Here is a 25701-nt window from a genome sequence, read left to right as displayed (position 1 = left end):
CTCGCGCCTCAGCAACTGAGAACGATTGCATCGATCAATTTTCCAACCACGGACCTCGTCGTCGCTGCCAGAATGGCGCGTCGGTGAAGCGGTGCTCGGAGGCATACATCGCCGTTTGCACGGCAAGGTGCGACGCGATGCCTTGCAGGAACTGCTGCTGATACTGAACCGCTTTCGTCCCGTCGTTTTGCGTGAGAAGTCCAACAACGCTTTCGGCTGCCTGAATTCCGCTCCACAGGGCGGTAGCAAGTCCGTTCGCGGCGAGCGGATCCAATGCACTGGCTGCGGCGAAATGCAGTTCAGGCGCCGCGGCCAGATCCATACCAAGACTCGACAAGCGCGGAGAGATCGCCGTCGTTTGCGACGCCAGGTCAGCCCACAGACCGGCATTTTTGCGGAATCCCGCCGGTAGCAGATCAGAGTCGGTAAAGAGTCCCACCAGCATACGGCTGCCGGGCAGCAACGACGTATACCACCACCCTATCGCCACAGCCTCAACAAGCGTAACAGGGATGGCCTCAACGTCCTCATCAAGGGTGAAGACACTGTAGCAGGCCACGAGCTTGTCGAGGCGACGGAGCGTCACCGCTGGACCTGCGGTCACAGCGGAGCGGCCTGAGCAATCAACCAACAGCCGCGTATTTACCGGTGATCCGTCAGCAAGCTCAACGGCGATTCCGGTTTCAGATCTCGAGAACTGCCGGGCTTCGCAGAAGACGCGATCTACGCCATCGGCTTCAAGTGTTTCCGCCATCCGAGCCTCAAGCCGATAACGATCGATGTGCCAGCCCGACATTTCTTCCTGGTGGAACATGCCACGACGCAGCGCTCTATTGCCCCACACGGAATAGCTGCCCTGATTGACTAACGCCGTCTCCGCATCAAGCAGGCCATGCCATCCAAGTGTTTCCAGATAGGGGCCCGCCCGGAACGACAGCGTTTCGCCCCGACTGGCAACATCCGACGGTGGGGCGACAAGAAGGGCATCAATCCCGCGACGCGACAGGATGCGGGCACATGCCATTCCGGCCATGCCCGCCCCCAAAATGACGGCCTGACGTTCTGTCACTACTTCAATTCTTTGTTCGCGGCCAAATCCGTCGAACCGCGCTGCACCTCGACGAAGACTTCTGCAGGAACGCCAGGAATATCCTTGGGGCCACTACGACGCACGACAACGCCCATCTGCGTCCAGAGCTCGATCATCCGGCGCAGGCCGTCTGTATAGCTTGCATCGACGTGCAGGCCGACGCCGGCCGCGCCGCGCGACCAGGCGACACGCGCGTGATAGAAGCGTAGGCGCTCCTCCATCGGAAGGTCAGTACGCATCATCTGCTTGTAGAACCCTTCCGGCAGGACATCGACGGGCAGAAGCGCGGGCCACCACACTGGCGTCGGGAACCCCTCGCCCGTCAGCACAGATTGGCAGCTGAATGCATCGCCCTGCCACGGAACACCCATCCAGCGCGTGAGGTCGCCAGGCGCCTGCGGTCCAACGGGAGCCCCATCCTGCGGTCGCTGCGGATCACCTGAGAACACATTCTGCGGATTGAGTTGCAGTCCGATATTTTGAACCAGACTCTTTCGGTTCGAAATCGCGATACGGAACGGTAGCGACGTCTCCTTCGTCGAACGGTAGAGCGCCGCATGACGGATAGGCCAAGTGATCTCGACGCCGGGATGGAAGGCTCCGCCAGAACAGGCATCGAGCGCAGCGCGCGTCAATGCTTCCGGACGCAACGACAATGGCATGTCATCGAGCTGCTTGACGGCATCGGCTGCAGGATCATCGAGATCGTTGATAAAGTCGCCCTTCGCCCAGTCGCTCAGAATTCTGTATTGGCTGGATGTAAGCGTGAGCCAACTGGTCGGGCTGCCCGGAAAATTGACGCCGTCACCGAGCATCGGAGGCAGGGCGTCCGAACGGGTATCGTCACCACCGGGTTTACGGAACGCCGCGAGCACCTTCTCTCGGGCGGGGCGTGTCTTTGCTCCCGTATCCGCCAACGACTTGATCACCGCCGGATCCGAAAGATCGTCGAGATCCATCCAAGCCTTGCCGAGATACGAGGCCTGCGCGACCCACTGCATCATCCCGGAGCGCCGCAGAATAGGCAGTACGTCGCGACGGAAGGAAACCTGACCGGCGACCGCCTTCATATGTCCCGTAGCGATCATTGCTTCGCGCGCGGCATCATAAAGGCTGACAATCGGCTCAATCTGGGGAGCAAACTTCGGTCCGCAGCACACGACCCACGCCGGTTCGCAATCGACATCTGCATCCCCGACGCGTACTGTGGCTTTCACCCAGCCATCGCACCAGTCGTCGTGCCAACCATCGTTGTTGGTGAAGTCGCGCACCGGATTCTGAGCCAAAGCACTGTTGGATATTCCGTCCGCCGGGAATACCAGCAGCCGGCCTGCATCGTCAGTGCGGAGATGACCGAGTTTCACTGGCAGCTTTTTCCAGAACTGACCTGCCATTTGATAGGCGGCATCCCGGCCATCCGTATTCTTCGATGCGCCATCGATGCGGACTGCCCCCGCGTCAATCGCCAGCATTTGTTCGCGACGGGCAGGTTCGATGAAGGCATTGCGTTGTGCGCCCGGAATACCGGGAGCCTGCGCGCCTCCGTCCAAGGCATTCGAATAGCCATACCAGGCAGCCTTGGTGTTCGCGACGTGCACCGTCCAGCGCACACCATCGGACGCTCCCAGTTCGCGCACCACGCGTCCCTGATCGTCATAACCGTACACGCGGAAGCGCTGGACCTGTTTCTTGATGCTGCTTGGTCCCTGCTTGAATCCTCCCGGAGGCTCGTTCATCAGACCGGGAACCTCGGGCGCCAGAAACCACTCGTCACCGTTGCCGACACGTGAGAAGCCAATCGCGGGAAAGATTGCGGCGCGAACAATGCGCGCTCCCGCAGGTGCGGCCTGCTGCGCGTCCACTGGCGATACGGCGGCCCTAAAAAGCGCAGGCGCAGCCAAACCGAAAGCGGATGCACCAATCAGAAAATCGCGACGCTTCATATATGACAGTCCTTCCATTCCATGTAGCTCGTGCAACCTCGTGCGATGGCGCGACGACGAAATTCCGTCGCATCGCGACCGACAACGATGCCGCAACACTCCAATCAAATGCCGAAGCGATCGATCGCCTACATGAACGCCGAATCTTTAATATGTGATTGCCGCGAGCAGCCGAGTGGCTTTCACGACTGCGCTGCGAGAACCAACACAAAGAACTTCGCAAAGTAATTCCCAAGTAATGACCCTGCATTGATGCGCCGGAGTCACATCTTTCGTTACATCTCGTTACATTGTGTCACATTCGTTACATTTAGCTGCGCGCGTTTACCAAACAACGTACGGCAATTTTTCGCGAAAATAATCTGAGATATGTCGCTAATGCGGCCCAATTTTCGAGGCCCCTGTCCGGAAAGGCGTGCGAGAGTGGATCATTGTCACTACTCTCAGGGTAAGACAGCCATTTCCTGAAGCCGAACAGAATGTCCAACCTCCTGCAGCAATCGCGTCGTGTATCCTTGGAGCGCTTGCAGACCTAGTCAAACGATCTCAATCGTCTTGACAAGACGCACACCCGCACTTCCCAAAATGCGAAGGCGATCCTTCTGGATCGTCTTCGCCGAGTTTCGCAAGAATCGGTGGTTGCGAGCCGGCCGAACTCGATCGCTTTTGGCTTCAGCCATACTGTCCTGAGGTCATCGCCGTGGAAGCCAGCAGATACCCTTCCACGCAAGGAATTGGCGCCCCACTTGGCGACCAGTCCGAGCTCCTGCCGGTTCCAATTCCGCTGGACTGCACCGACGGCTTCAACGAGGCGTATTTCGGTCGCCCCGAAATGCTCTTGAACCCTGAGGCGCGCCGTGCCTGCTCGGCGTGGGCTTTTGTCGACGACGCCGCCATACAGCGCTTCGAAAACGATCTGTCACGGGATATCAAATTCGGCCGATGGGACGAGCGGTTTGCCCATTTTCGAACAGAACCGCTTTTCCTCGGTTCGCTAAAGCTTATTGTGGGACGTTGACGGCTAACGGATTTTGGCCGGTCCAGCCGACGGGCCTCCGGCGATTGCCTTGCAATCGCGGTTGAGACCACTTGGGAGATCATCGACTGCAATCGCGACATCAGCCAAAATTGTCACGTTGGCATGAACCCAACCGGCAGATCGTCAACCTGATATTCGCGATCTGCGCCTTCAAGATCCACCCGGCATCCGAAAGCCAGGGCAACCAACAAGGAATCTCGATGAATTTTTCCAGCTTCTTTGCGCGCTTCGTCGCGCTGGTCGGCGGTGCCGCGCTATTGTGGCGTCGGTTGCAGGGGGCAGCACCAAAGCCGGCATGGGGCGATGATCCGCAGATTCCGTTAGCGAAGTCGCAAGGCGCGATCCCGACGCTCAAGATGCCGACGGCCAGGGGCTGGAGCGCCGGCCAAAAACCCGTGGCGGGACCGGGGCTGAAGGTCAACGCATTTGCGGCCGGCCTGGACCATCCGCGCTGGATCGAAGTGTTGCCAAATGGCGACGTGCTCATTGCCGAGGCGACGCAGGTCGCAGGCCCTCCCAGGAGCATGTTCCACTATGCGATGCAGGCGACGATGAGACGGGCCGATGCACTTGGCGTCAGCGCGAACCGTATTACGCTGTTGCGCGACCGCGACGGCGATGGCGTCGCAGAAATACGAGAGACATTCATGGAGGGGCTGAACCAGCCGTTCGGCATGGCGCTGGTAGGCGAGACGTTCTATGTCGGCAACACCGACGGCGTCGTAGCGTTTTCGTATGCGGGGGGCACGAGCCGCATCACCGCCGAGGGGCGCAAACTTGTCGAGTTCAAGCCTGCCGGGCATTGGACGCGAAGCCTGCTGGCGAGCCCCGATGGCAAGAAGCTCTATGTCGGGGTCGGCTCGCTCAGCAACATCGCCGAGAGCGGCATGGAGGTCGAGGAAGGGCGGGCCTGCGTCTATGAGCTCGATCTTGCGAGCGGCAACAGCCGCATCTTTGCGAGCGGCCTGCGCAACCCCGTGGGTCTCGCATGGGAGCCGCAGACCGGCGCGCTCTGGACGGTCGTCAACGAGCGCGATGGGATCGGCGACGAGACACCTCCGGATTATCTGACCTCGGTCCGCGACGGCGGCTTCTACGGCTGGCCCTATTGCTACTGGGGGCAGACGGTTGACGATCGCGTCCCGCAGGATCCGGCCTTGGTCGCAACGGCCATCACGCCGGACTACGCCCTTGGCGGGCACACGGCATCGCTGGGTCTATGCTGGTTGCCAGCCGGCACGCTTCCGGGCTTTCCCGATGGCATGGCAATCGGACAGCACGGCTCCTGGAATCGCAGCACGCTGAGCGGCTACAAGGTCGTGTTCGTGCCCTTCGAGAACGGGCGCCCATCCGGCCCGCCGCGGGACATCCTGAGCGGATTCCTCGCACCGGATGAGCGGGAATCCTACGGGCGACCGGTCGGGGTAGCGCTCGGCCCCGACGGTTCTGTTCTGGTGGCGGACGATGTTGGCGATGTGATCTGGCGTGTAACGGGCGCCTGAGCGCACCTGCCAGTACGTTCCTATGACTTCGAAAAGCGCGACATCAAAGTTACCGGAGGTGGCAATGGTTGTAGACAGGCGATTCGAAAGAGCCGTCATAGCAGGCGTTCATAAAATCCACCGTATGAGCCGTGTGGTTCAACGAGATGGATTTCCAGGATCCAGTGCCGCTCCCGGCCGAGTTCGTCAGGATCGTCCATGCGCTTCGTGTTCCCCGGCTGTATCCGATTCAAGTCCCTATTTCCAGGGATCTGAGCGTGAGCGAATTCACTCACAAGATGGCCTGCGATCGCACCGCCAAAAAGCCATCCAGCCTCCGCCGCCGCCTTTTGTGCATACGCGTATAGTTCGGAGCCTGTTATGTCGGGTGATGCATGGTAATGGGCCTGCACCTTTTCGAAGACGATTGGTAAGGCTTCGACTAACGGTCCTCCAGGATGATTACCCAGAATATAGGTACGACCGAGATCCGCTTCCCAGTCCTCGAAGACAGGTCCTAAATCCACATAGACGATGTCGTCTGCCTCGATGCTGCGGACCGGCGGGTTGTCGGCGGCAAGCGTCAAAGTATTCGTGCCCGCCCGCACAATGCGCTTATGCCAGTGCTTCTCAACGCCAAACTGTTGCAATGCGATCGCGTAAATCTCTTGCTTGACCTCTCGCTCCGTCCGCCCCGCTCTGACAAGGTTTCGCCTTTCGATCTCGTCAAACAGCGTAGCTGCCCTTCGCTCTGCCTCAATGAGCGCGACACGCCTTTTTGAAGGTATCTTCTGTCCTTGCTTCACGCCCAAGACTCCACAATCCCAAGGCAACTCGCGTCGGTGGATGTTCTTTGCCTTTTGGCTGACTAGAGCGTGATGATTTTTCTTCGAATCATCATCCCGCTCTATCTTTTTGTTTGAGCATGATCTTTTCGGAAAACCGGTATCCACTTTTCCGGATCATGCTCTAGCCTGCGATGCATCAGGTCCGAATTTCACGAACGCATTCGATACGATCGGAGCTACTTCGTAAATGGTTCATTGTATCCGAATTGATATAACGAGACAAATACTATTCGGTCGGGATATCAATCATCCGATTTTGGAGACTTACCACCTTCGCCCACAGCCGAGCACTTCACCGGACTTGTAGGCCAGGCGCCAATGGACGGATATAACCCGATCCGGCAGTTTGCTCGGTGCCCCTGTTGTTCAGACATTTGGCGGAGCCAATGCATAAATGCTCCGCTGTGGTCACCAATTGGATGATAGGCCTCGGGAATCGCAACTGAAAAATTCTGCGTCGTTCTGGCCGGCCAAACTTAAAACCATCTACATGGGAGGTCGCGAAAGACCTTGCCCTAAGAAAAGCCAGTTGAGAGTTCGCAGACTGTTTTGGCACATTGCAGCAACTCGCCGCTGCAAGTTAGTGACCGGTCTTTAGCCCTCCTTTTTTACGAAGCGCTGCCTCGGACTGATTTCCAACGACCTTCGGTAAAGCGCTTGCTTCGACTCCCAACGCTCTGGATGAAAGGTCAGAAAGCGAGCGCTCGAAACGAATGTCGAGAGGAAGATGCTTTGCGATGAGGCGAAAATTCACAGCACCGTAAAGCATGTCAATCACCGCGTCGATGTCGAGAGTTGCTGCAAACTCGCCATCGCGCACGCCGGCTTCAATTACCTCGCGGACCGCTGCCCGACGATCAGCGAAGAAACGGCGATGAAATTCTGCGAGAATTTCGGGTTCGAATTGTCCCTCAGCCAGGATCTCGGCGACTATCCGACCCAATTTGCCCCGATACTGTTTGATCAGTAGTACAAGGTGTTTTCTGATTGCGTCGGCGGCGCTGTCAGCGCGAGGAATGGGCGTATTCGAAATCATCGAGTCCAGGAAGACCTCGATGACGATAGCCGTTTTGCTGGACCACCAGCGGTAGATAGTCGCTTTTCCGACGCCGGCTTTCTGCGCAATCGCCTCAATCGTGAGATCTCGGACCGTCGTCGAGTCCAGCAATGAATGCGTTGCCTCGAGGATGGCTCTTCTCGATGCTGCACTGCGCGGCCGTCCTGTTGCCTTTGTTTCGTTGGCCAAATCCGCTTTCTTCATAACCTGGTCTGTTCCTTCCGGCGCATTTCGGGCAGCCGTGAATCCTGCGGGGGGTGATGCAGATCAACCGAAGAGCCTGAGGGCTCTAACTGTATATTCGGAGCACGTCACCGATCAATCGGCACAGATATCGCCGATAGTTCAGCATGAGGTGCAGATGCGATCTGCGAGGCTGCGAAGTCAGATCGTTTGCCGGGCCAGCAATATCACCTGGGGACCCGGACCGGCGGGGCGATAGGCCACAGCGCCGAATGCTTGAGGAGATCGAGCGAGCGCGTTGAACGGGGCGCCATCAAGTCTTGCCGCTTTGAATGGCCTGTTGCGCTCGCTCTTGCGGCAAGGAAATCTCGCAAACGTGCAAGGGCATCTTGCAATTCCAATAACGAAACGATACGTATCGAATATATCGTGCTGAGCGGTGTCGCTGTCGTGGCAACGCGCGGAACCAGCGGAATTGGCTTGGGCCGAGGCGAAAAATGGAATTTGAGCTTTATTGCCGCGCCGAATCGGGGAACTGTTACAAGGTCGCGCTGATGTTGAGCCTCTGCAACCTCAGTTGGCGGCCGCGCTTCGTCGACTTTTTCAATGACGCGAGCCGCGCTGAATTCCGCGCTAAGGTAAGCGGGATGGGCGAACTGCCCGTGTTGAAGGCGAACAATCTGACATTGTCGCAATCAGGCGTGATTCTCACTTATCTATCGGAGGCGACAGGTCTGTTCGGTGGCAAAACAGACGAAGAGCGCCGCGAGATATTGCGATGGATACTCTTCGACAATCATCGCTTCACACCCAGCTACGCAACGCTTCGTTTCGTGAGGGGGCTCAGAGGACTGCCCGAAAGCGCGGTGACGGAGTGGCTGCGGGGCCAAGCGATCATTGCTCTCGAGATCGTGGAAGAGCGGTTGAAAGATCGCCCGTTCGTGGTCGGAGATGACTTGACGATCGCGGATATATCGATGTGCGCCTATCAATTCTATCACGAAGAAACCGGGATCGACCGAAGCCAATATCCGCACATTGGAGCGTGGCTTGACCGAATTGCCTCCTATCCGGGCTGGGCGCATCCCTATGAACTGATGCCGCGGGCGCTGGCGTCCGCCGCGCGAGGAGCTGCAGGCCGCGATGACGGGCCTTAGCTCGATCATCCCCGGTGCGAGGAGAGGGCTGTCCTGGGCGTCAACGCGAAGGGGCGGGTCGATCTCGTGCGAGAGGATGCTGACACGGCAACTTGCCATTTGCACCGCTTGATTAGGTTGGGCTGATTTCATGGTTCTCAAGAAAACAAAACCGCAATCTTCATCCGATGAAACGCCTGCAAGTCCGACCGAGCGAAGTGTTCGGTTGTCGAAAGCGCGTCTGACGGTGGTGATGGTCTTTGCCGTATATCCCCTGGTGACGGCTTTGCTCTACGTGCTGGGGCCGATTACGAGCGATTGGCAGATTTGGCACCGCACTCTCATTCTGACGCCAGTTACGGTAGCGTCCATCATATTTGTCATTACGCCCATGGTGAATAAATACTTGGGCACCCACCTCCGACCTTGGCGGAAACAGAGTGATTAATAAGATCTCATGTTCGCTGCGCTTGCTTGGCGCGAGATGGTGTAACGAGTAGATGCGCGCCGCTCCTTGGCTGCAGAGATGCTTCTGTCGCCTGACCTGAAGACTGAAGTCAACCTTCCCCGGCGGTCACAAATGGGGCGAAGTGGCGCCTGGTTTCCACTTGCGAAACGACCGCCCGAGGCGGCGGTCGTTCCAGTTGCGGTCGAGATGAATCAGAGCCTGCCCTCGGCAAGAAGTGCGGCTCGAGTGTAATGATCTCACGGAGGTTCGAGCCGGCGATGGTTGCTTCGCGCACGAAGTGCGTCGAATTCTCTTCGACGACCTCGCAATGCGTGCAGAGACCTTGCGGTAGGAAAAGGCGAGCATCGCGCGCCTTTAGCTCGAGACCCTTCCAGATCTGCTCGCGGGTCAGTCTGGTTTCACCGTCCGGGTTCACCGGGCTGTCGCGGTTGAGTAAATCATGATCGATCTCCCTCAATATCTGACTGTCCACTCACTTGGAGGCCGTAGCGGCCATGCCGTTTGCGAAGTCGCGGTAGGAGTGCAGCGGGCGGCCCAGGATCGTGGTCAGGCGCTCGACGTCGCCATGGTCTGGAATCATGCCGTCACTGACGTAGCGCTCGGCCATCAGGCGCATCTCATAGGCCATCCACTTCGGCATGAAGGTCGCCATGCTCTGCTCGAAGCCACTGGGGTCGTCGCCGCCATAGGCGACTGAGCGGCCCAGCACCTCGGACCAGATCGCGGCCACGTCCGAACCGGTCAGCGTATCCGGACCAACCAGGTTGATGGTCTCGATCGGCAGCTTGCCGGGCGCTTGGTCCCTGCGGATCAGTTCGATCGCTGCAACCTCGGCAATATCGCGGGCGTCGACCATGGCGACACCTTTGTTGCCGATCGGCATCGGATAGAGGCCGTAGTTGAAGATGACGTCCTTGATCATGAGTTCGTTGTCGATGAAGTAGGACGGGCGCAGAATGGTTGCGCTGAAGTCCATCGCTTCTAGCATCCGCTCGGCGCCGGACTTCACTGCAAAATGCGGCACGTTCACGAAGCGATCGGCGTGGATCACCGACAAATAAACCACCCGATTGACGCCAGCCTCGCGGGCAACATTCAAGGTGATGATCGCTTGCGTGAATTCGTCGCCCGTAACCGCGTTGAGCAGGAACAGCGTACTGACGCCGTCGAACGCGGCCCGCAGCGAGCCGATGTCGAGCAGGTCACCCTGCGCGACTTCGACATTGGCCGGAAAGTCGGCTTTTGAGGGATCGCGGGTGAGCACGCGCACGCGAACGCCGCGATTGACGAGTTGCTGGACGACATGGCGGCCGACACGGCCAGTAGCGCCGGTAACGAGGATGGTCATGGATTTCACTCCTAATATGGGGATGCCGAAGTGGCATGGCTCAAATTAGTGATCCATATTCGCGCCAATAGTCGTTATATATGGACACTCTGTCTCACAGGTGGAACGCTATGGACCTGCTGGCTCTGGCCGATTTCAGTCTGGTGGCTCGTCACGGCGGCTTTGGAAAAGCGGCCCGCGCTACGCTCCGCCCGAAGGCGACCTTGTCGCGCCGCGTCTCGGAATTGGAGGCCAGCCTGAATTTGCGGTTGTTCGAGCGGAGCGCGCGCGCACTGAAACTCACGCAGGAGGGACGGGCGCTCTACGAGCGCACGAGCGCCTTGCTCGTCGAACTTGATGAGACAGCGGCAACCATCGCTTCCGGGGGAACCAAGCCGCGGGGGCGGTTGCGGATCAGTGCCCCGCTGCTCTTTTCACAGACAGCGATGGGCAAACTTGCAGGCGGGTTCGCGTTGAAATTTCCTGACGTCAGCCTTGAGGTCACGGCCGAGGATCGAGGGGTCGATATGATCGAAGAAGGTTACGATCTTGCTATCCGCGTCAATCCGGCACCTGATGAAAGTCTGATCGGTCGCGTCTTTCTGCACGACCGTTTGGTCGTTGTCGCGAGCCCATCGCTTGCCCGCGGCGTCGAAGACGCAATGGTTCCGGCGGTCGTTCGCGGCGGCGGCAATCAAACCGAGACCTGGGACGTGGTGACGTCCTCGGGGAAATCGCGGTTAACCGCCAATCCGATCCTTAGGCTTTCGTCGCTTCCGATGATCCGCGATGCCGTGCGCGCGGGCGTCGGCGCGGCGCGACTTCCGATATCCCTTGTGAAGCATGATATCTCTGCCAGACGGCTGGTGCATTGGGCCGACGTCGATGGGCCGGATATCGCCCTGTGGGCGCTCTATCCCTCCCGCCGTTTACTCAGCGCACGCGTTTCAGCCTTCCTCGAGTTTCTGAAGGCCGCCTTTCCAGAGGGGACTCCAGACGAACTTGCTAGTTACATCAGCGACGGATGACGGCTATGGCGCGAAGCGGGCATCCATTGTGCTGGACTGAGTTCGCAACTCTGCACTGAATGGCGCCAAAACGGTGCCCAGGGGGCGGAATCGAACCATCCGTCTTCGCCCTTCGGGCTACGCCGGACGCGGCCCGTCGCTCGTCGGGCTCGCCACGCGTAGCCGATTGGCGAAGCGTGGTGCCCAGGGAGGGAATCATACGCAATCACCGACGCGGCGAACCGGTATTTGTCCTTAGCATGGTGGCCTGAGAGCTTGGCATGGTGGCGGAGGTCCGCCATATCGCTATCGCAGGAGCCCTGTTTTCCTATCGGAAGGCAGCCTGACTCGCGAGGCCGAGTCGTGAAAGTCCGCCAAGAGCCGCCGTTTGTGAGCGATCCATCCCCGCGTAAGAGGGGTAGGCTCAAATCCCGGGGGCGCAACCACCGATATCTATATTCGGTTCGAGTTGCGATCTGACCTGACCGAGAGCGACCATTGCGTTCCGAACGCAGCGAATATCTTTTAAGCTGTTGATTTTTCTTGCTGCGTCGAGCGTTTCCGTCCCGTTTTGTTCATGGTCGTTTCACAAAATTCGTTGCGGCGTTCTTGACCAAGACAGTGCTCGCTGAAAGCTTGGCCGGTCGGCGGGCGTGCCATTGCCGAAACCGAGGAACTTCGCGATGATGATGGGACGCTGCTCGGCGGCACGCAGCTGCCGCACGGTGGACCGCTGGCCAGACTCAGCTGCTGTGTCGCGGCTTGGGTCAGACCGCCAAGACTGGCCCTTGGACCCACTCTCGGACATCGTCGGAGTGTCTCGATCGGTCACGAATTGATAGCCGAGGATACTGCTCGCATGCCCGTCTAAACGTGTGGCAGCGATCTGGATATGGTGTCGAACATCACTTCAACTTGGCCCGGCGATGACATCACCGAGAGCGAGTCCTGCACAAGATTGGACGCCGGATCGTAGCAAATGCATCGCATCCTCTCACGATGGGCAGCCGACGACGGCGGAAAGTTCGATGCTTCCGCCATCGCCTAGCAGTGAAGCCGACTACAGCGCCGGGGTGATGACACACTGACGCAGCGCAACCGATCATTTTAGGCGAGTTGGGGAATAGCTGTGCGTTCATCCCGATCATCATACCAACACCTGACGAACGTTTTGCTCGAATGTTGCGTGGTCCAGTATCCGCCATCGCCGTCAACGAACTCGCGATAGCTGGCAAGCTCCATCCACTACCGCGGCCCCGGCCTGCCATGAATGACGTCGTTGTCGGCGCTGATCTAAATATGATCGTCCACTGCCTCTCTCAACTGACGTTGCCAGCCAAACAACTGCTGCGGCGACAATCCGTGCCGTTGTGCTGCCGAACAGACCGGGTCGCCACTCACCATGATCTCCGCAACAACCCGCGCCTTGTCCTCGTCGCTCCACTTCCGCCGACGGCCGGCTCCAGTGAAGGCCTCAAGCCGCCGCACCGGCTGCGTGATAGCACGGAGACGCGACCAGCGAATGCGCCGAGGCCGTGGTGATGATTCAGCCCCAGCCTCGTTGCTTCATGCCGGGAGTAACGGCACGGATCGCATGGAATGCGGCGGAGAGGTTGATTGCGATCACTGCGTCCCACTTTTCGACCGGAAAATCCTCGATCGGCGAGACATGCTGGATGCCGGCATTGTTGACGAGCACGTCCACGCTCCCAAACGTCCTCTCGGCGAACGAGATCATGTTGGCGATTTCCATCGGCTCGCCCATATCGGCGGGCGAATAGATAGCCTTCACTCCGAAATCTTTCTCGATTGCAGTCCGCGTTTTTTCGACATCGCCCGGTGCCCCAATCCCGTTGAGCACGATGTTGGCGCCCCCGCTTGCGAATGCCCGCGCGCACCCAAGGCCTATTCCGCTTGTCGAGCCGGTCACAACGGCCGTCTTGCCCTTCAGAACACTCAATTCACTCTCCTTCTATTGCATGCCTTCACGTTCAGCCGACCAGATCGGTCTCGCGGACTTCGAGGAGACGTCGGCTTGGCTGTTGGAGGTAGTCATGCACGACCTTGCCCAGCCCGAGCGTAAGGTCGGCCAGTATGTGAACCGCGGACACCACCTCGAGAACTGGCAGATCAGCTACGGGTGCCAACGCATGAGGCGTGAGATGGAGCGCCGCCGGCCCGGTCCACGCGCCCTTCATCGTGACATCCTCGAGATGATATTCGACCAGTTCACAGATGCGTGGCGTGCCGTCGACGTGTGGAATGATCTTGAGAAGGAAGTTCGGCTCCTTGAGAGCGGCTTTGACTTGCATTAGGTCGGCCGCGCGGTGCTTGTATCCCGTCGTGCCGGTTGCTACCCGCAACGGACCGTAATCCAGAGTGCCGATGGGCGTATCGACTTCAGTCCGCAGCGTCGGCTGAGCCAGCTTTTTCGGAAAGCCCCAGAGCTCGCGGCCGCCGGCGATCGGCCCCTCATCGTTCAGGAACATGCAGTGGGTATAGCCGCCCCTGCGACCGCGGAACGACACCGGGATGACTTGGCCACTCTCGGTGTAGTCGCCAAAACCACTGGAATCCGGCATGCGGATGAATTCATATTTGACCAGCGCCTCGCCTTCGTCAAATTCGAGCGGAGCCGGAACAACCGATCGCAGCTTCGCCGGATCGGTGCGATAGGTTATGACAAGGTATTCGCGGTTGACGAAGCGGTACGGTCCCGGCGGATAGGCCGGATTGGTGAGCGGCATCGCAAATGCTCGCTTCAGAACTTCATTTTCGCGCACTTCAATTCTCCTGTGACTGACCGGCTTGGCCTACTCGCGACCATCCTGCTCAAGATCGAACGAGGAGACGCCGTCCGCACTGGTCGGGCGGGCCAGCACCTCGGGATGACGAAGGGTGCGCAATGCGTCGCGATAGCCGGCGCACCAATGATCCTGCATCGAGAGGCGGGAAAACTCGTAGTCCTTGGAGTGGCCTTCGTAGTCCCGCGCACGATAGATTAGATGGACGAGGCTGTGCACGTTGTGAGAGGCAGCGGTCCTGAGCAGCCTGACGTCCTCATGTTCGCGCAGATCTTCAGGCAGCCTGTTCAAGAGAGCCGCCAAGTCTCGCTGCAGTCGGTGCAGGCTTTTGAACTGGTCCGTGCTTGCTCGCGTGCGGCTCGAGTATTGAATCTCCTTTTGGCGCGTAATGACGTCGGCCATATTGCGCGGAATCTGGCCGCGCGCGCTCCAGAGATCGACCTGAAACACAAGCGTGTCCTGACGGGCGCCACACTCAATCACCCATTGCAATGGTGTGTTGGATACGAGGCCGCCATCCCAATAATGTTCGCCATCGATTTCGACCGCCGGAAATCCCGGCGGTAGCGCCCCGCTCGCCAGAACGTGCTCCGGCCGGATCGTATGCGTGGCAGTGTCGAAATAGACCAGATTGCCGGTCCTCACATTGACGGCACCTGCGCTGAACCGCATCATACCGGCGTTGATACGATCGAAATCGACGAGCCGCTCCAGTGTCGTCTTCAACGCGCTGGTGTCGTAGATGCTCGTGGCGGCAAGCGTTCCACCCGCTTGTAGCCACGGCGCCAGTGGCCGCGCGGAAAAGAATCCATTCGCGCCAAACACGGCCGCAAAGCTCGCATTTACCTGATTGAGAAAATTGCGGGTGTGATCGCTGTTCATCAAATCGGTGAACGGTACGTCCAACGTCACCTGCGTCCAAAACTCGCGAAGCCGGTCAACTCGGGAACTGGGCGGATTGCCCGCGATAATTGCAGCGTTGATCGCTCCAATCGAGATGCCGGCAATCCAATCGGGATGGATGTTGGCTTCAGCCAAGGCCTCGTAGACGCCTCCCTGATAAGCCCCCAGAGCGCCGCCGCCCTGTAAGAGCAACGCTATGCAATCGAACGGCAGACGCCGGTCGGCGGTCGTGAGGTGTGGCCGGGGCTGAAAGTTCATGGTTCTGTGCTCTTGGTTTGAGATTGCTCGGGCCTGCGTTCTGTCCGGGACAGGTCACCGCGGCTTCACGACCGAAACTTTAATATACTATACCGTCTAGTTTATTATTTACCCTGTCAAAGCGAGCCCATTCACAAACTCGTGCTGCAACCGATTGAGGGCCCACCCTCGTCGTTGGATTCTGGCCGGCCTCGCACTCGGAATTGAATGCGGAGGCTCAAAGCTGTTGCGTGTTGTTCCCAACCGGCACGCTGACGCAGCGCCAAAGTGTGCCGACGTTACGCAACCGCCGTGAACACACCGGTCTCAGTCAGCAGCACCAGCGAAGCCAACGCACTTACAATGTTCACCGCAGAGTTCGTAGGGTGAGATACTTCCCGCCCGCTAGTTGCATACGCGAACGCGTCTGTGGCTCCTGTAGGCGTAGTAGCAGTCGCTATCGGAATAGTTGCCATCGTTCGAGCTGCCATAAGCATAGCCGGCATAGGCTCCGGCGGCGTAAGCTGCACCATAACCGTATCGTCGCCCGCCGTAGCTATGGCTGAAGCTTCCGGAGCGGCCGTAGCTGACTGATGCAGAGCGAGCTTGGACCGCGCGTGCAACCGCAGGTCCGTCACGACCGCCGGCGCGAACGCCGCCAGGCGCTCTTAGATCGCCGCCAGGACCAGCGCCGGCGCCAAAGCGAGGAGCCGGACCGCCGAGGCCGGCACGGGGCACACCGCCAGGCCCCATCGGAGGATGGCCTCCGAACGCCGGAGGACCGCCGGCCGCGATCGGAGGAGGACCGCCCGGCCCCATGGGAGGAGGACCGGGGAATTGCGCAAACACCGCAGTCGGTGCCAACGAAATCGTTGCGAGCGTTACGCTGACGGACAGCGTCAAGAGTGTCTTCCTGGACATTGTAGTCTCCGTTTCAGATTTGCGTTTCAAGGACCGGCACCGGCGCGGCCGGCGCAAGAGTCGAGTTCGACGAGTGGCTGTCGTGCGCCGGGTCAACGGTCTCACGCACTGGCCCGCCGTCGTCGTGAACAGGGTGGATCCGGAACCACGCCACATAGAGCGCCGGCAAGAACAAGAGCGTCAGCAGCGTGCCGACGATGATGCCACCCATCATCGCGTAGGCCATCGGGCCCCAGAAAATCTCGCGTGCAATCGGAATCAGCGCGAGACTTGCAGCGGCCGCGGTCAGGAGGATCGGCCGCATGCGATGCTCGGTCGCTTCCATGACGGCATCCCAGGCCGGGCGCCCGTCCTTCCTCAGATCCTCGATCTGCACAATCAGGATCACCGAGTTTCGGACCAGGATGCCGATCAGCGCCAGCACACCCAGGATGGCAACGAAGCCGAGAGGTGCGCCGCTCGGCAGCAGGGCCATGACGACGCCGATCACGGCAAGCGGTGCGACCGCAAACACCAGGAACAGGCGGTGGAAGCTCTGCAACTGAATCATCAGGACGGTAGCCATGACGAACAGCATGAGCGGAACGACGGCCACGATCGGCGACTGGCTCTTGGCGCTTTCCTCCACGGAGCCGCCGATCGCCACCGAATAACCCGCCGGCAGTGCTTTGCTGAAATCCGCCACCCTCGGTGCCAACTGATCCATGATTGTCTTCGGCTGGACGTTGGTGACGATGCCAGCCTTCAGCGTGATCGTGGGAATCCGCGCGCGGCGCCAGATGGTCGGCTGCTCGATCTCATAGCGCAGGTTGGCCACGGTCCCGAGCGGCACCGACTGCCCACCCTGCCCGGTCAACTGCAGATCTCGGAGCGTATCGATCGAGCTGCGATCGACCGCGGTCGCACGTCCAGTGACATTGACAAGATAGATGCTGTCGCGAACCTGTGTGATCGGCGTGCCCTCAAGCACCGAGTTCAGGGTGGTGGCGATGTCTTCCGACGTCACGCCGAGCTGGCGCGCCTTGTCCTGGAGAACGTCGACCTTGACGACGCGCGCTGGCTCCATCCAGTCGAACACGACGTTGCCGAGGTCGGGGTTGCTCCGGACGATGCCGGCGAGTTCCTGCGAGAAATCCCTGACCTTCGCGATGTTGGGCCCGCTCAGGCGGTATTGCACGGGACGTCCCACCGGCGGACCGACCTCGAGCAACTTGACGTAGGTGTCGGTGCCTGGAAACGTCTTCCTCAGATATTCCTCAAATTGTGCCTTGACGAGGTCGCGCGCCTTTATGCCGCCCTTGGTCACAACGACTTGCTGGCCGAACCATGTATTGGCCGTCTGCACGTCGAACGACAGCACGAACCGCGGCGCGCCCGTCCCGACATAAGTCGACCAATGATCCACGGCGCCATTGCCCTGCAGCTGTTCGCGCTCGAAGCGCGCCATCTGCGCATTTGTGTCTGCAATGGAGGCATTTTGCGGCAAATTCCAGTCGATCACCAGCTCGTCACGGTCCGATGAGGGAAAGAACTGCTGCTGCACGAACGTCATGCCGAACAACGCGACGAAGAAGGCGGCAACCGTCACGCCGACGGTGATCCAACGGCGATGCATGCAGATGAGCAGCAGGCGGGCGAACAACTGCGCCAGCCGGCCCTTCTCCTCATGGTGGCCCTTCATCTTTGCGGGCAAAATGGTGACGCCGAGCAGTGGGGTGAACACTACCGCGACGATCCACGACACGATCAGGGAGACCGCAATCACCACGAACAGCGTGAAGGTAAATTCGCCGGCATTGCTGCTGTTCAGCCCAATCGGGATGAAGCCCGCGACAGTGACCAGCGTGCCGGTCAGCATGGGAAAAGCGGTCGACGTATAGACGTGGGTCGCCGCCTTTTCCAGGGGATCGCCGACTTCCAGTCGAGCCACCATCATCTCGACGGCAATCATGGCGTCATCGACCAGAAGGCCGAGCGCGATGATCAATGCACCAAGCGAAATTCTCTGCAATGAAATGCCGGCATAAGCCATCACCACGAAGGTAATGGCGAGAACCAGCGGGATTGCGATTGCGACGACAAGCCCGGCGCGCATGCCTAAGCTGAGAAAGCTGATGGCGAGGACAATGGCCACCGCCTCAAACAGCGCTTCGGTGAAGCCCGACACGGCATGCTCGACGACGACGGGCTGATCGGCGACCAGGTAAACGCCGACGCCGATCGGCAGGTCGGCAATGACCTTTGACATTTCCTCCTTCAGCGCCTCGCCGAAGTGAAGCAGGTTTGCGCCGGACTTCATGCCGATGGCAAGCCCGATTGCAGGCTGGCCGTTGTACCGGAACAAGCTCTTGGCCGGATCGGCATAACCGCGCGTGACGGTCGCGACGTCAGTCAGCGGAAAGAAGCGGTCGTTGATCCGGAGATTGATCGCGTTCAGGCTTGCCTCCGACGTGAACCGGCCGTTCACGCGCACGCTGATCCGCTCGGCCCCCTCCTGGAACACCCCAGACGGCGCGACCGCGTTTTGTCCCTGGAGGGAGGCCATGATCGAGTGGACGTCGAGGCCAAGGGCCGCGATCTTCCGGGTGGAGAATTCCAGATAGATCACTTCGTCCTGCGCGCCGAGAATGTCGACCTTACCCACATCAGGCACGGTCAAGACCTTGGCGCGGATACCTTCGACCTCGTCGCGCAGCTGACGCTGAGTCAAGCCGTCGCTGGTGAAGGCATAGATGTTACCGAACACGTCGCCGAAGCGATCGTTGAAGCCGGGCCCGACCACCCCTTGCGGGAATTCGCCCTTGATATCCGCGATCATATTGCGGACGCGGACCCAGGTCGGCTTCACGTCGGCCGCCTTTGTCGTGTCTCGCAAATAAACGAATACGGTGGTCTGGCCCGCGACCGTCACGCTCTTGGTGTAGTCAAGCGATTCCAGCTCCTCGAGCTTCTTTTCGATCCTGTCGGTGACCTGGCGCGTCATCTCTTCGGGCGATGCGCCCGGCCACTGCGCCTGGATCACCATGGTCTTGATGGTGAAGTCGGGATCTTCCTGACGGCCAAGCTGAAGGTAGGCGAAGAGGCCCGCCGCCATGAAGGCGAACATGAAGTACCAGACGAGCGAACGATGGCGGAGCGCCCAGTCGGAAAGGTTGAACGACTTCATGGCTTCTGATCCTGTTCGATACGGACTTGTTGTCCTTGCTTGAGGCTGTGGATTCCAGCGATCACGATGCGCGCACCGGGGGCAACACCCCCTGCGACGCGTGCACCTGCGGGGTCCCCGGCGAGATCGACCTTGTGCAGCGACACGGTGCTCGCAGGCTGATCGATGACCCAGACGAAATTCGCGCCATCCTTGGCGACCACCGCAGAGGCGGGAATGCGCAATGTCGGACTTTGTGCTTCGCCGAGCGTGGCCGTAACGGTCGTGCCCAAGCGAAAGCTTTCAGGGGGATTGTCCAGGGTGATGCGGACTCGCCGTAGGCGCGTCACGGGGTCCGCCTGCGGGGCGATCTCGCGAACCTTGCCTTGGACCTGAACGGCGGGGAGCAGCTGTAAGCCGACTGTGAATGGCAAGTCGATTTCAAGCGGCGCCGGGAAATCCTCCCCGATATCGACCACCGCCTCCCTGACGTCGGGCCTCGCAACTGTCACGACATTCTGGCCTGGAGAGACCACCTGCCCGACTTCTGCGCCCACCGCAGTGACGACGCCGGCGAAATCGGTCTTGAGCTGTGCATAGCCCCGTTGCTCGACGACCTTGATCAAGCTCGCCTGTGCGTGTGCAACCGACGCTGCGGCGCCGGCCCTCACCTGCTCGGCATTGTCCAGTGTTTGCTTTGTGGTTGCGTCAGTTGTGATGAGGGTTCGCTGCCGCTCCTCCGTCGCCGTTGCAGTTGCCAGCTGCGCCTCGGCCTTCGTAAGCTCAGCCCTGGCCGAACGTACCGCAAGCTCCAGAGCGGTGGAATCGATGACCCCGACAGTTTGTCCTTCGCTGACGCGATCACCAACGTAGACGGGACGCCCGGTCAGACGTCCCAAGACGCGGAACGCGAGATTCGTCTTGTACCGCGGCTCAACAATGCCTACGGCGACGATGCCGTCCGTGCGGCTCGGCTCAAGGACCATCGAAAGCACGGGTCGTACAGGCTCGGGCGCTTTCGCCTCCTGCTGGCATCCAGCGAGCAGCAGCGCCGACACAAACGTGCCGGCGGCAATCGTGGCGCACCTCTTCATGATCGGTCTCCCTCATACTTCACGGCCTGGCCAACGCTCAGCAGCTTTCCGCCATCGATCACGACGCGGTCGCCCGGCTTGAGGCCCGCCTTGATCAGCACTTCACGGGCTTCATAACCGCCGATCGTCACCGGCTTGAGCGCAGCCGTTTTGGTCGCGGGATCGACGGTCCAGACGGCGGGCTTCGATCCCATCGCCGCCAATGCACTCCAGGGCAATGCGATCTGCTGCTGGGACTTCGTTTTGACGGTTCCCGCAACTGCGCTACCAAGTGTCATCGCTGCCGGCGGATTCTGGATGGCAACCTTGACGCGGATGGTCGCGCTCTTCGCATCAATCGCGGGCGAGACTTCCCTGACATGCCCGTTCGCCGTCATCCCTGCGTCGGAGACAAGCGCCAACGATACACGGCTGTCGTCCAGATCGCCAAAGAAGAGGGATTCGTAGACGTCGAAGACGGCATCACGTTCACCATCCTGCGCCAGCGAGAAAACGGGCTGCGCGGCCTGTACGACCTGGCCGACTTCCAAATTGCGCGCGGTGACCACGCCTGCCGCGTCGGCGCGCAGGGCGGTATAGCCAAGGGCGTCTTTCGACGTTCCGAGCTCCGCTTTTGCTGCTTCAAGCGCACCTTCTGCGGTTCGCAATCCTTCCTGCGCCTGATCGTAGACCGTCCGCGTGGTGAAACCGCTTGCGATCAGTGCTTTTTGCCGTTCAAAGGTCGCGCTGGCCACGCGCAACTGAGATTGCGCGGCTGTAACCGCCGCGGTTGCGGCATCGACATCGGCCTGCTGCTCGGCCGGATCGAGCAGAGCCAGGATCTCACCAGCCTCGACGTGAGCACCGACATCGACATGGCGCGCGAGCACACGTCCGCTGACGCGGAACGACAGATCCGTGCGAAACCGGGCCTGGATTTCGCCGGTCAGGGTGACGGAGGCTTGTCGGTCGCGCGGCTGCACGATCTCCGTGCGCACGATCGCAGCGCGCGTGATGGGAGCAGCGGCATGATCATTGCAGCCACTCAGCGCGATTGCGACAAGCGCGACCGCAAGACCACCGGGACCTCTCAGCTTGCGTTTGCGGGTAGCTTGATCGATTACGGTGTGGTTCGCAGCATGATGGTTCATAGCAGGTCCATGCGGTGGCGGGGTGACAACAACTCGCCCTGCACATCCGCCGCTGGAAGGGCGGAGACCGGTTGGGCTCCGCGAGCCGGATTCGGATCCGGTCGAGTTCCAACGGGGCGGCTGCCCCGAACGGGGCAGTTCGCTCCTGTGCAAAGCTCCGAGGCATTGGATGGGCTGACTTTTGGCCGGCGAGGCGACGGTATGATGCGACGCTTCGCCATCGCCCTGTTCGCCTGTCGCTCACGCTCTGTCAGCGGAAACGATAGGACGACGGATGTGAAATTCGTGCCGAAGCCGTGCTCGACCCGGCCGCCGAGACCCTTGGCAAGATCATTACTGATCCGCAGTCCGCGCCCCGCAGCGCCCCGTGCCGGCCGCGAACCATTGTCCAGGACGACGCAATTCACCACCGCGCCGATTCGTGTCAATTTGATCTTGATTTCTCCGGTCCGCGCCTCAAAACACGCATGCTTCGCGGCGTCGGTTACAAGCCCGTGGACGATCAGTCCGAGCCGCCGGCATCGCTCTGGTTGGAGCGGAAGAGATTCGGTGGCGAGTGCCAACCGGATATTCATTCGGTCCAGCAACGAACGGCGCATAGCGCAGCCCATCATGCGGATGTATGTCGCGGCGTCGATCAGCGCCTTGCCCCTCGGCATTGCGAGCGCCTTCTGCACATCGGCATAACCGTGCAACAGTTCGACCATGTCGCTTAAGGCGCGCTTGGCCTCAGGCCCCTCAGCTCGAACGGCCGCGACCGAGACCAGGTTGATCGCCGAAGCGAGCCCACTATTGATCCGGTGATTCAATTCGCGCAGTAGAATGCCCTGCTCCACAATTGGCGAGTCCGGGCTGCACACAGTCACGGTGATCTCCTTAGGTTGCGCCGGATGAGCGGGGCCAAACGCGCATGTGGCGGCCGGCCGGTCATCCGGATGAGCTATCGCAGGCCTGGCAATCAAAGCCAGCCATCGACAGGGTAAATAAACTATACCGTATATTTTCTTTTTGTTGCATTTCCTTCCCTGGCATGTCAAGTGGGATCTAGACGTGCACAAACTCGTGATTAGGAAACAGTGATGGCGAAGAACAAAAGCCCGAAACGCGGCAGACCGCCCAAGGACCTTGCCGGCGGCGTCCAGGCGCGGATTCTCGATGCAGCCCAGCAGCTCTTTCTCGAGAAGGGGTTTCGGAGTGCCAGCATCGACGATATTTCCGAGTTGGCCCCTGCGAGCAAACCGACCATCTATGCCCATTTCCGCGGCAAGGAGGCGCTGTTCGAGGCTGTGGTGGCCCGGACCATCAACGGATTGACAGCTTTCGAGGGGTTCACCCCGGCGGGCCGCACCATCCAGGAAAAGCTCGCCAATCTCGGCATCGAGATCGTGGAGAGATTCGTCGAGGACACGTTGGACCTCACGCGCGCGACGATCGCCGAGGCGCGGCGATTCCCCGAGTTGAGCCGAAATGTTCACGACGCGGCGCGCGACCGCGCGGCTGGGGCAGTTTCGCAGCTCTTGAACGAGGCAACGCAGAGGATCGCGCGCTCATCAAAAGGACCTTTCAGCGCAAAGCGGAGCGTTGCGACCGCGCAGATGTTCATGGATCTCATTTTGCTTCCGATGCTTATGAGATCGCTGATGGGTGAGGAACTAAAGGATCTCAGAAAAGAGCTGCCAACGTTCTTGCACGAACGGGTCAATTTCTTTCTCGCGGCTTGCGAGGCGGACTGGAGGCCGTGAATCAGCCATAGACCCCGCTCGCTATCGTTGCGTCACGGCTTTCGGACGCAAGTCGGCGGCCAGGTCGATCGACTGACCCCACGGCACATCCCGCAGCGCGCCTGCGCAGAAATCCATCATCTCGTCAAAAGCGGGCCGAACGGTAGCTGGGGTGATCCGCGACGGACTGAGATATCCGTCCCTTGCTTCGAGCAGGCAACAGGCCATCGCCGTCGGACTTCCCTGTCGTAGCTCGCCGCTCGTCTGTCCGGCAGCAATGATCGCGCGCACAAGTCTCCGGATCCGGGCTGCGTAAGACAAAGCGACCGCCCAGTTCTCGCGTACCGCCGCAGCGACCAATTCGTGTTGCTTGCTGTCGTTCTCCAGCCGATGGTCGTGCAGCTGTGAGATCGCCCTCAACGCTGCCGTTAGACGCTCCAGGGCGGAGCCGCCGCGAACCGCAAGCGTTGCAGCCGCAGAGGCTTGTTCGAACAGGCCCGCCACGGCTGCCTCCTCGATTGCCTGCTTTGAAGGGAAGAAGCGGTAGACGTTAGCGGGCGACATCGACGCTCCGCGAGCGATATCGGCGACGGTGGTCTTCTTGAAACCGATCTCGCGGTGCAATCGGATCGCTGCTTGTACGATCCGCCGACGAATGCACGGCGATCCGGCTTGGCCTATCCGCTGCTGCATCGCGTGGGACCTCAGCGAGATGGGATCGAATGCAATTCGCACCGGCAGGCTTCCCCGAAAGCACGCAGGGGATCCATTTCCTCCATGAATTCCGGCAGATCGACAAATTCGCGGTTTGGCGACAGGTAGGTTTCGATGATCAGGCGACCTGCCCGCTCCGCGGCTTGAACCACTTGACCACCGGATAGAATCCTCATCCGCCCTATGAGCGCATACAGATTGACCAGTTGCGGAATCTCGGATTTGTCGCTGACAAGCGCGTCGGCGTAAAGTCGGGAGGCTTCTTCGATGAAGCTTCGATAGAGCCGCTCGCGCTTGGAAATCGACCGGGCATAGTGACGCTCGCGAAGCCTGCGGCGCCGAGTCATCCATCCAGTTACGATCGTAGAGATCGCTCCGAAGGCCGAGCCCCCGAACGCGGCGAACGCGGGAGCATACATCGTGTTCATGCGATCATTCCTCATCTTTTGCGTCCCGGCCGGCCCGGGGCGATCCTATGGTCCTGACCGAAGCAGTTCCCGCAGCGTGCTCGAAGACGACTCTGCAGGCATCGCTCAGGTCTGACATTCTTTGCCTCAGACAGGCCTCCACATTCCTGGCGTCAGGGATGTAGCTCGCGCACAGCCGGAAGGCGTCAGGCGCGCATGCGGCCCTCTGCTCGGGAGTGCCGCGGTTCTCCTGCGCAAAGGCAGCCCCATTGCCGATCAATGCCAGCAGCATGACGATTAATGTGGACTTGAACATACAGAACCCTTCATTTGCTGAGATCGAACCGGGAAACGCAGCGTCGCGCTCCGACCCGCCTTTCAAACAGTCTGAACACGAGCTTGTGAGTCTTCGCTCTTGACACATCCCGCGGCCCGGGATGTATATGAACTATACGGTTTAGTGTATTTCGGAGACCGAGAATGTCAACACTTTTGTGGTCGCTTGCAAAGGAAAATCCCTGGCCGGGGCTTGCGCTCGCATCCCTGAACCTGGTTGTTGCTCTGTCCCTCGTGGGCCTGAGCCTCCTGCTGGGCGTTACGATATCCTTGCTTGCGGGGTTGCATGCGTTCGCCGGCAGCCGGCCCTGGATCGCGCCGAAGGCACTTCTGCGCGGGAGCCGGGCGCAGTGAGCAGAACATCCGTCTTGTCAATGCGTGCGCGTGGTTCAGTCGAGACTCAAGCTCCAGTGTGGAGTTACTTTCTGTGGGTCGGCGGAGCGCTGCTCGTGCTACTCTTTGCAGCCAATTCCCTGCTGCCAGCGACCCCGCCGAGAAGGCTCATCGAACCTCATTCTACACTTCCACCGATTCGGATCGCCTCCGAGCTGGAGAGACCGAAAGCGGTCGTCATCGATACCAGCCAGCCTGGTTTCCTGCCGATTCTCCCCCACAGGGAGATTGGAGTCCCCGGTCCTGACCGGCTACATGGGTAACAGAATAGACCGGCGACATGGGTAACAGGTCAACTGGTCGGCAAGGAGGACCT

At 60.0% G+C, this 25701-nt stretch carries 20 protein-coding genes and 2 pseudogenes; 6 read left to right on the top strand and 16 right to left on the bottom strand.

The genetic code is table 11. From position 1 onward, the window contains the following. Positions 1-34: 34 nt before the first annotated feature. Positions 35-1069 (bottom strand): NAD(P)/FAD-dependent oxidoreductase, encoded by a 1035-nt coding sequence (locus AAFX91_RS15425; protein ID WP_394567023.1) that lies wholly within the window; start codon positions 1067-1069, stop codon positions 35-37. Beyond that, positions 1069-3033 (bottom strand): CTQ-dependent glycine oxidase GoxA, encoded by a 1965-nt coding sequence (gene goxA / locus AAFX91_RS15420; protein ID WP_394567022.1) that lies wholly within the window; start codon positions 3031-3033, stop codon positions 1069-1071. The genes AAFX91_RS15425 and goxA overlap by 1 nt, the downstream gene beginning before the upstream one ends. A gap of 700 nt (positions 3034-3733) precedes the next feature. On the opposite strand from goxA, the gene AAFX91_RS15415 reads away from it, so the two are divergent. Continuing rightward, positions 3734-4051: a hypothetical protein gene (locus tag AAFX91_RS15415; RefSeq protein ID WP_394567021.1), complete on the top strand. Its 318-nt coding sequence runs from the start codon at positions 3734-3736 to the stop codon at positions 4049-4051. Positions 4052-4272: 221 nt separating this feature from the next. Beyond that, positions 4273-5574, top strand: coding sequence for a PQQ-dependent sugar dehydrogenase (locus AAFX91_RS15410; protein WP_394567026.1), 1302 nt, complete (start codon positions 4273-4275; stop codon positions 5572-5574). Between the two features lie 95 nt (positions 5575-5669). On the opposite strand, the gene AAFX91_RS15405 is transcribed toward AAFX91_RS15410, so the two are convergent. After that, the gene (locus AAFX91_RS15405) at positions 5670-6506 is read right to left on the bottom strand and encodes a M24 family metallopeptidase (RefSeq protein WP_394567020.1); all 837 of its coding nucleotides are present in this window, start codon (positions 6504-6506) and stop codon (positions 5670-5672) included. 475 nt (positions 6507-6981) lie between these two features. Further along, positions 6982-7662 (bottom strand): TetR/AcrR family transcriptional regulator, encoded by a 681-nt coding sequence (locus AAFX91_RS15400; protein ID WP_394567019.1) that lies wholly within the window; start codon positions 7660-7662, stop codon positions 6982-6984. 476 nt (positions 7663-8138) lie between these two features. On the opposite strand from AAFX91_RS15400, the gene AAFX91_RS15395 reads away from it, so the two are divergent. Then, positions 8139-8798, top strand: coding sequence for a glutathione S-transferase family protein (locus AAFX91_RS15395; protein ID WP_394567018.1), 660 nt, complete (start codon positions 8139-8141; stop codon positions 8796-8798). A gap of 668 nt (positions 8799-9466) precedes the next feature. Here AAFX91_RS15395 and AAFX91_RS15390 read toward each other — a convergent pair. Next, positions 9467-9687 (bottom strand): annotated as a pseudogene (locus tag AAFX91_RS15390) (AtaL-like protein); the annotation flags it as partial. 31 nt (positions 9688-9718) lie between these two features. After that, positions 9719-10594 carry an SDR family oxidoreductase gene (locus AAFX91_RS15385; RefSeq protein ID WP_394567017.1) on the bottom strand — a complete coding sequence of 292 codons (876 nt, stop codon included), beginning with the start codon at positions 10592-10594 and terminating at the stop codon, positions 9719-9721. 110 nt (positions 10595-10704) lie between these two features. Between AAFX91_RS15385 and AAFX91_RS15380 the strand changes: the two genes are divergently transcribed. Further along, a complete protein-coding gene (locus tag AAFX91_RS15380; RefSeq protein ID WP_282530449.1) occupies positions 10705-11601 on the top strand; it encodes a LysR family transcriptional regulator in 897 nt (298 codons plus the stop codon). Between the two features lie 1272 nt (positions 11602-12873). Here the strand turns inward: AAFX91_RS15380 and AAFX91_RS15375 are convergent. The 8 genes and pseudogenes from AAFX91_RS15375 to AAFX91_RS15340 all read right to left on the bottom strand — a co-directional run bounded on the left by AAFX91_RS15375 (position 12874) and on the right by AAFX91_RS15340 (position 22680). Then, positions 12874-13068 carry a transposase gene (locus tag AAFX91_RS15375; RefSeq protein ID WP_283813529.1) on the bottom strand — a complete coding sequence of 65 codons (195 nt, stop codon included), beginning with the start codon at positions 13066-13068 and terminating at the stop codon, positions 12874-12876. A 61-nt stretch (positions 13069-13129) separates the two neighbouring features. Next, a pseudogene (locus AAFX91_RS15370) lies at positions 13130-13540 on the bottom strand (SDR family NAD(P)-dependent oxidoreductase); the annotation flags it as partial. A gap of 31 nt (positions 13541-13571) precedes the next feature. Beyond that, positions 13572-14363, bottom strand: a complete 792-nt coding sequence (locus AAFX91_RS15365) for an acetoacetate decarboxylase (RefSeq protein WP_394567016.1) — start codon at positions 14361-14363, stop codon at positions 13572-13574. A 30-nt stretch (positions 14364-14393) separates the two neighbouring features. Next, entirely contained in the window at positions 14394-15545 is a 1152-nt protein-coding gene (locus AAFX91_RS15360) for a DUF3734 domain-containing protein (protein WP_394567015.1), read from the bottom strand. 913 nt (positions 15546-16458) lie between these two features. Beyond that, a complete protein-coding gene (locus tag AAFX91_RS15355) occupies positions 16459-19611 on the bottom strand; it encodes an efflux RND transporter permease subunit (RefSeq protein ID WP_394567014.1) in 3153 nt (1050 codons plus the stop codon). After that, positions 19608-20684, bottom strand: a complete 1077-nt coding sequence (locus tag AAFX91_RS15350; RefSeq protein ID WP_394567013.1) for an efflux RND transporter periplasmic adaptor subunit — start codon at positions 20682-20684, stop codon at positions 19608-19610. The genes AAFX91_RS15355 and AAFX91_RS15350 overlap by 4 nt, the downstream gene beginning before the upstream one ends. Then, complete coding sequence (locus tag AAFX91_RS15345; RefSeq protein ID WP_394567012.1) at positions 20681-21814, bottom strand: efflux RND transporter periplasmic adaptor subunit; 1134 nt, start codon at positions 21812-21814, stop codon at positions 20681-20683. The genes AAFX91_RS15350 and AAFX91_RS15345 overlap by 4 nt, the downstream gene beginning before the upstream one ends. After that, positions 21811-22680 carry a sensor histidine kinase gene (locus tag AAFX91_RS15340; RefSeq protein ID WP_394567011.1) on the bottom strand — a complete coding sequence of 290 codons (870 nt, stop codon included), beginning with the start codon at positions 22678-22680 and terminating at the stop codon, positions 21811-21813. Before AAFX91_RS15340 ends, AAFX91_RS15345 begins: the two co-directional genes overlap by 4 nt. 213 nt (positions 22681-22893) lie before the next feature. On the opposite strand from AAFX91_RS15340, the gene AAFX91_RS15335 reads away from it, so the two are divergent. Further along, positions 22894-23556: a TetR/AcrR family transcriptional regulator gene (locus AAFX91_RS15335; protein ID WP_394567010.1), complete on the top strand. Its 663-nt coding sequence runs from the start codon at positions 22894-22896 to the stop codon at positions 23554-23556. A 21-nt stretch (positions 23557-23577) separates the two neighbouring features. Here AAFX91_RS15335 and AAFX91_RS15330 read toward each other — a convergent pair whose 3' ends face one another. Together AAFX91_RS15330 and AAFX91_RS15325 are read right to left on the bottom strand one after the other, a co-directional pair. After that, a complete protein-coding gene (locus tag AAFX91_RS15330; protein ID WP_130578864.1) occupies positions 23578-24228 on the bottom strand; it encodes a TetR/AcrR family transcriptional regulator in 651 nt (216 codons plus the stop codon). Between the two features lie 11 nt (positions 24229-24239). Continuing rightward, positions 24240-24677 (bottom strand): hypothetical protein, encoded by a 438-nt coding sequence (locus AAFX91_RS15325; RefSeq protein ID WP_282532635.1) that lies wholly within the window; start codon positions 24675-24677, stop codon positions 24240-24242. A gap of 459 nt (positions 24678-25136) precedes the next feature. Here AAFX91_RS15325 and AAFX91_RS15320 point away from each other — a divergent pair, with 459 nt between their 5' ends. Further along, the gene (locus tag AAFX91_RS15320; RefSeq protein ID WP_282526747.1) at positions 25137-25346 is read left to right on the top strand and encodes a hypothetical protein; all 210 of its coding nucleotides are present in this window, start codon (positions 25137-25139) and stop codon (positions 25344-25346) included. Positions 25347-25701 lie beyond the last annotated feature (355 nt).

The organism is Bradyrhizobium sp. 31Argb, from assembly GCF_043638955.1.
Taxonomy (GTDB): domain Bacteria; phylum Pseudomonadota; class Alphaproteobacteria; order Rhizobiales; family Xanthobacteraceae; genus Bradyrhizobium.
Note: the sequence above shows the minus strand (reverse complement) of the source record. Positions and strands in the feature narration are given on the sequence as shown.

What these genes read in the sequence shown, in the direction of transcription:
- goxA (WP_394567022.1), bottom strand. Translation starts at nt 3,033, where the DNA reads ATGAAGCGTCGCGATTTTCTGATTGGTGCATCCGCTTTCGGTTTGGCT.
- AAFX91_RS15410 (WP_394567026.1), top strand. Translation starts at nt 4,273, where the DNA reads ATGAATTTTTCCAGCTTCTTTGCGCGCTTCGTCGCGCTGGTCGGCGGT.
- AAFX91_RS15400 (WP_394567019.1), bottom strand. Translation starts at nt 7,662, where the DNA reads ATGAAGAAAGCGGATTTGGCCAACGAAACAAAGGCAACAGGACGGCCG.
- AAFX91_RS15395 (WP_394567018.1), top strand. Translation starts at nt 8,139, where the DNA reads ATGGAATTTGAGCTTTATTGCCGCGCCGAATCGGGGAACTGTTACAAG.
- AAFX91_RS15385 (WP_394567017.1), bottom strand. Translation starts at nt 10,594, where the DNA reads ATGACCATCCTCGTTACCGGCGCTACTGGCCGTGTCGGCCGCCATGTC.
- AAFX91_RS15380 (WP_282530449.1), top strand. Translation starts at nt 10,705, where the DNA reads ATGGACCTGCTGGCTCTGGCCGATTTCAGTCTGGTGGCTCGTCACGGC.
- AAFX91_RS15360 (WP_394567015.1), bottom strand. Translation starts at nt 15,545, where the DNA reads ATGAACTTTCAGCCCCGGCCACACCTCACGACCGCCGACCGGCGTCTG.
- AAFX91_RS15355 (WP_394567014.1), bottom strand. Translation starts at nt 19,611, where the DNA reads ATGAAGTCGTTCAACCTTTCCGACTGGGCGCTCCGCCATCGTTCGCTC.
- AAFX91_RS15350 (WP_394567013.1), bottom strand. Translation starts at nt 20,684, where the DNA reads ATGAAGAGGTGCGCCACGATTGCCGCCGGCACGTTTGTGTCGGCGCTG.
- AAFX91_RS15345 (WP_394567012.1), bottom strand. Translation starts at nt 21,814, where the DNA reads ATGAACCATCATGCTGCGAACCACACCGTAATCGATCAAGCTACCCGC.
- AAFX91_RS15335 (WP_394567010.1), top strand. Translation starts at nt 22,894, where the DNA reads ATGGCGAAGAACAAAAGCCCGAAACGCGGCAGACCGCCCAAGGACCTT.
- AAFX91_RS15330 (WP_130578864.1), bottom strand. Translation starts at nt 24,228, where the DNA reads ATGCAGCAGCGGATAGGCCAAGCCGGATCGCCGTGCATTCGTCGGCGG.
- AAFX91_RS15325 (WP_282532635.1), bottom strand. Translation starts at nt 24,677, where the DNA reads ATGAACACGATGTATGCTCCCGCGTTCGCCGCGTTCGGGGGCTCGGCC.
- AAFX91_RS15320 (WP_282526747.1), top strand. Translation starts at nt 25,137, where the DNA reads ATGTCAACACTTTTGTGGTCGCTTGCAAAGGAAAATCCCTGGCCGGGG.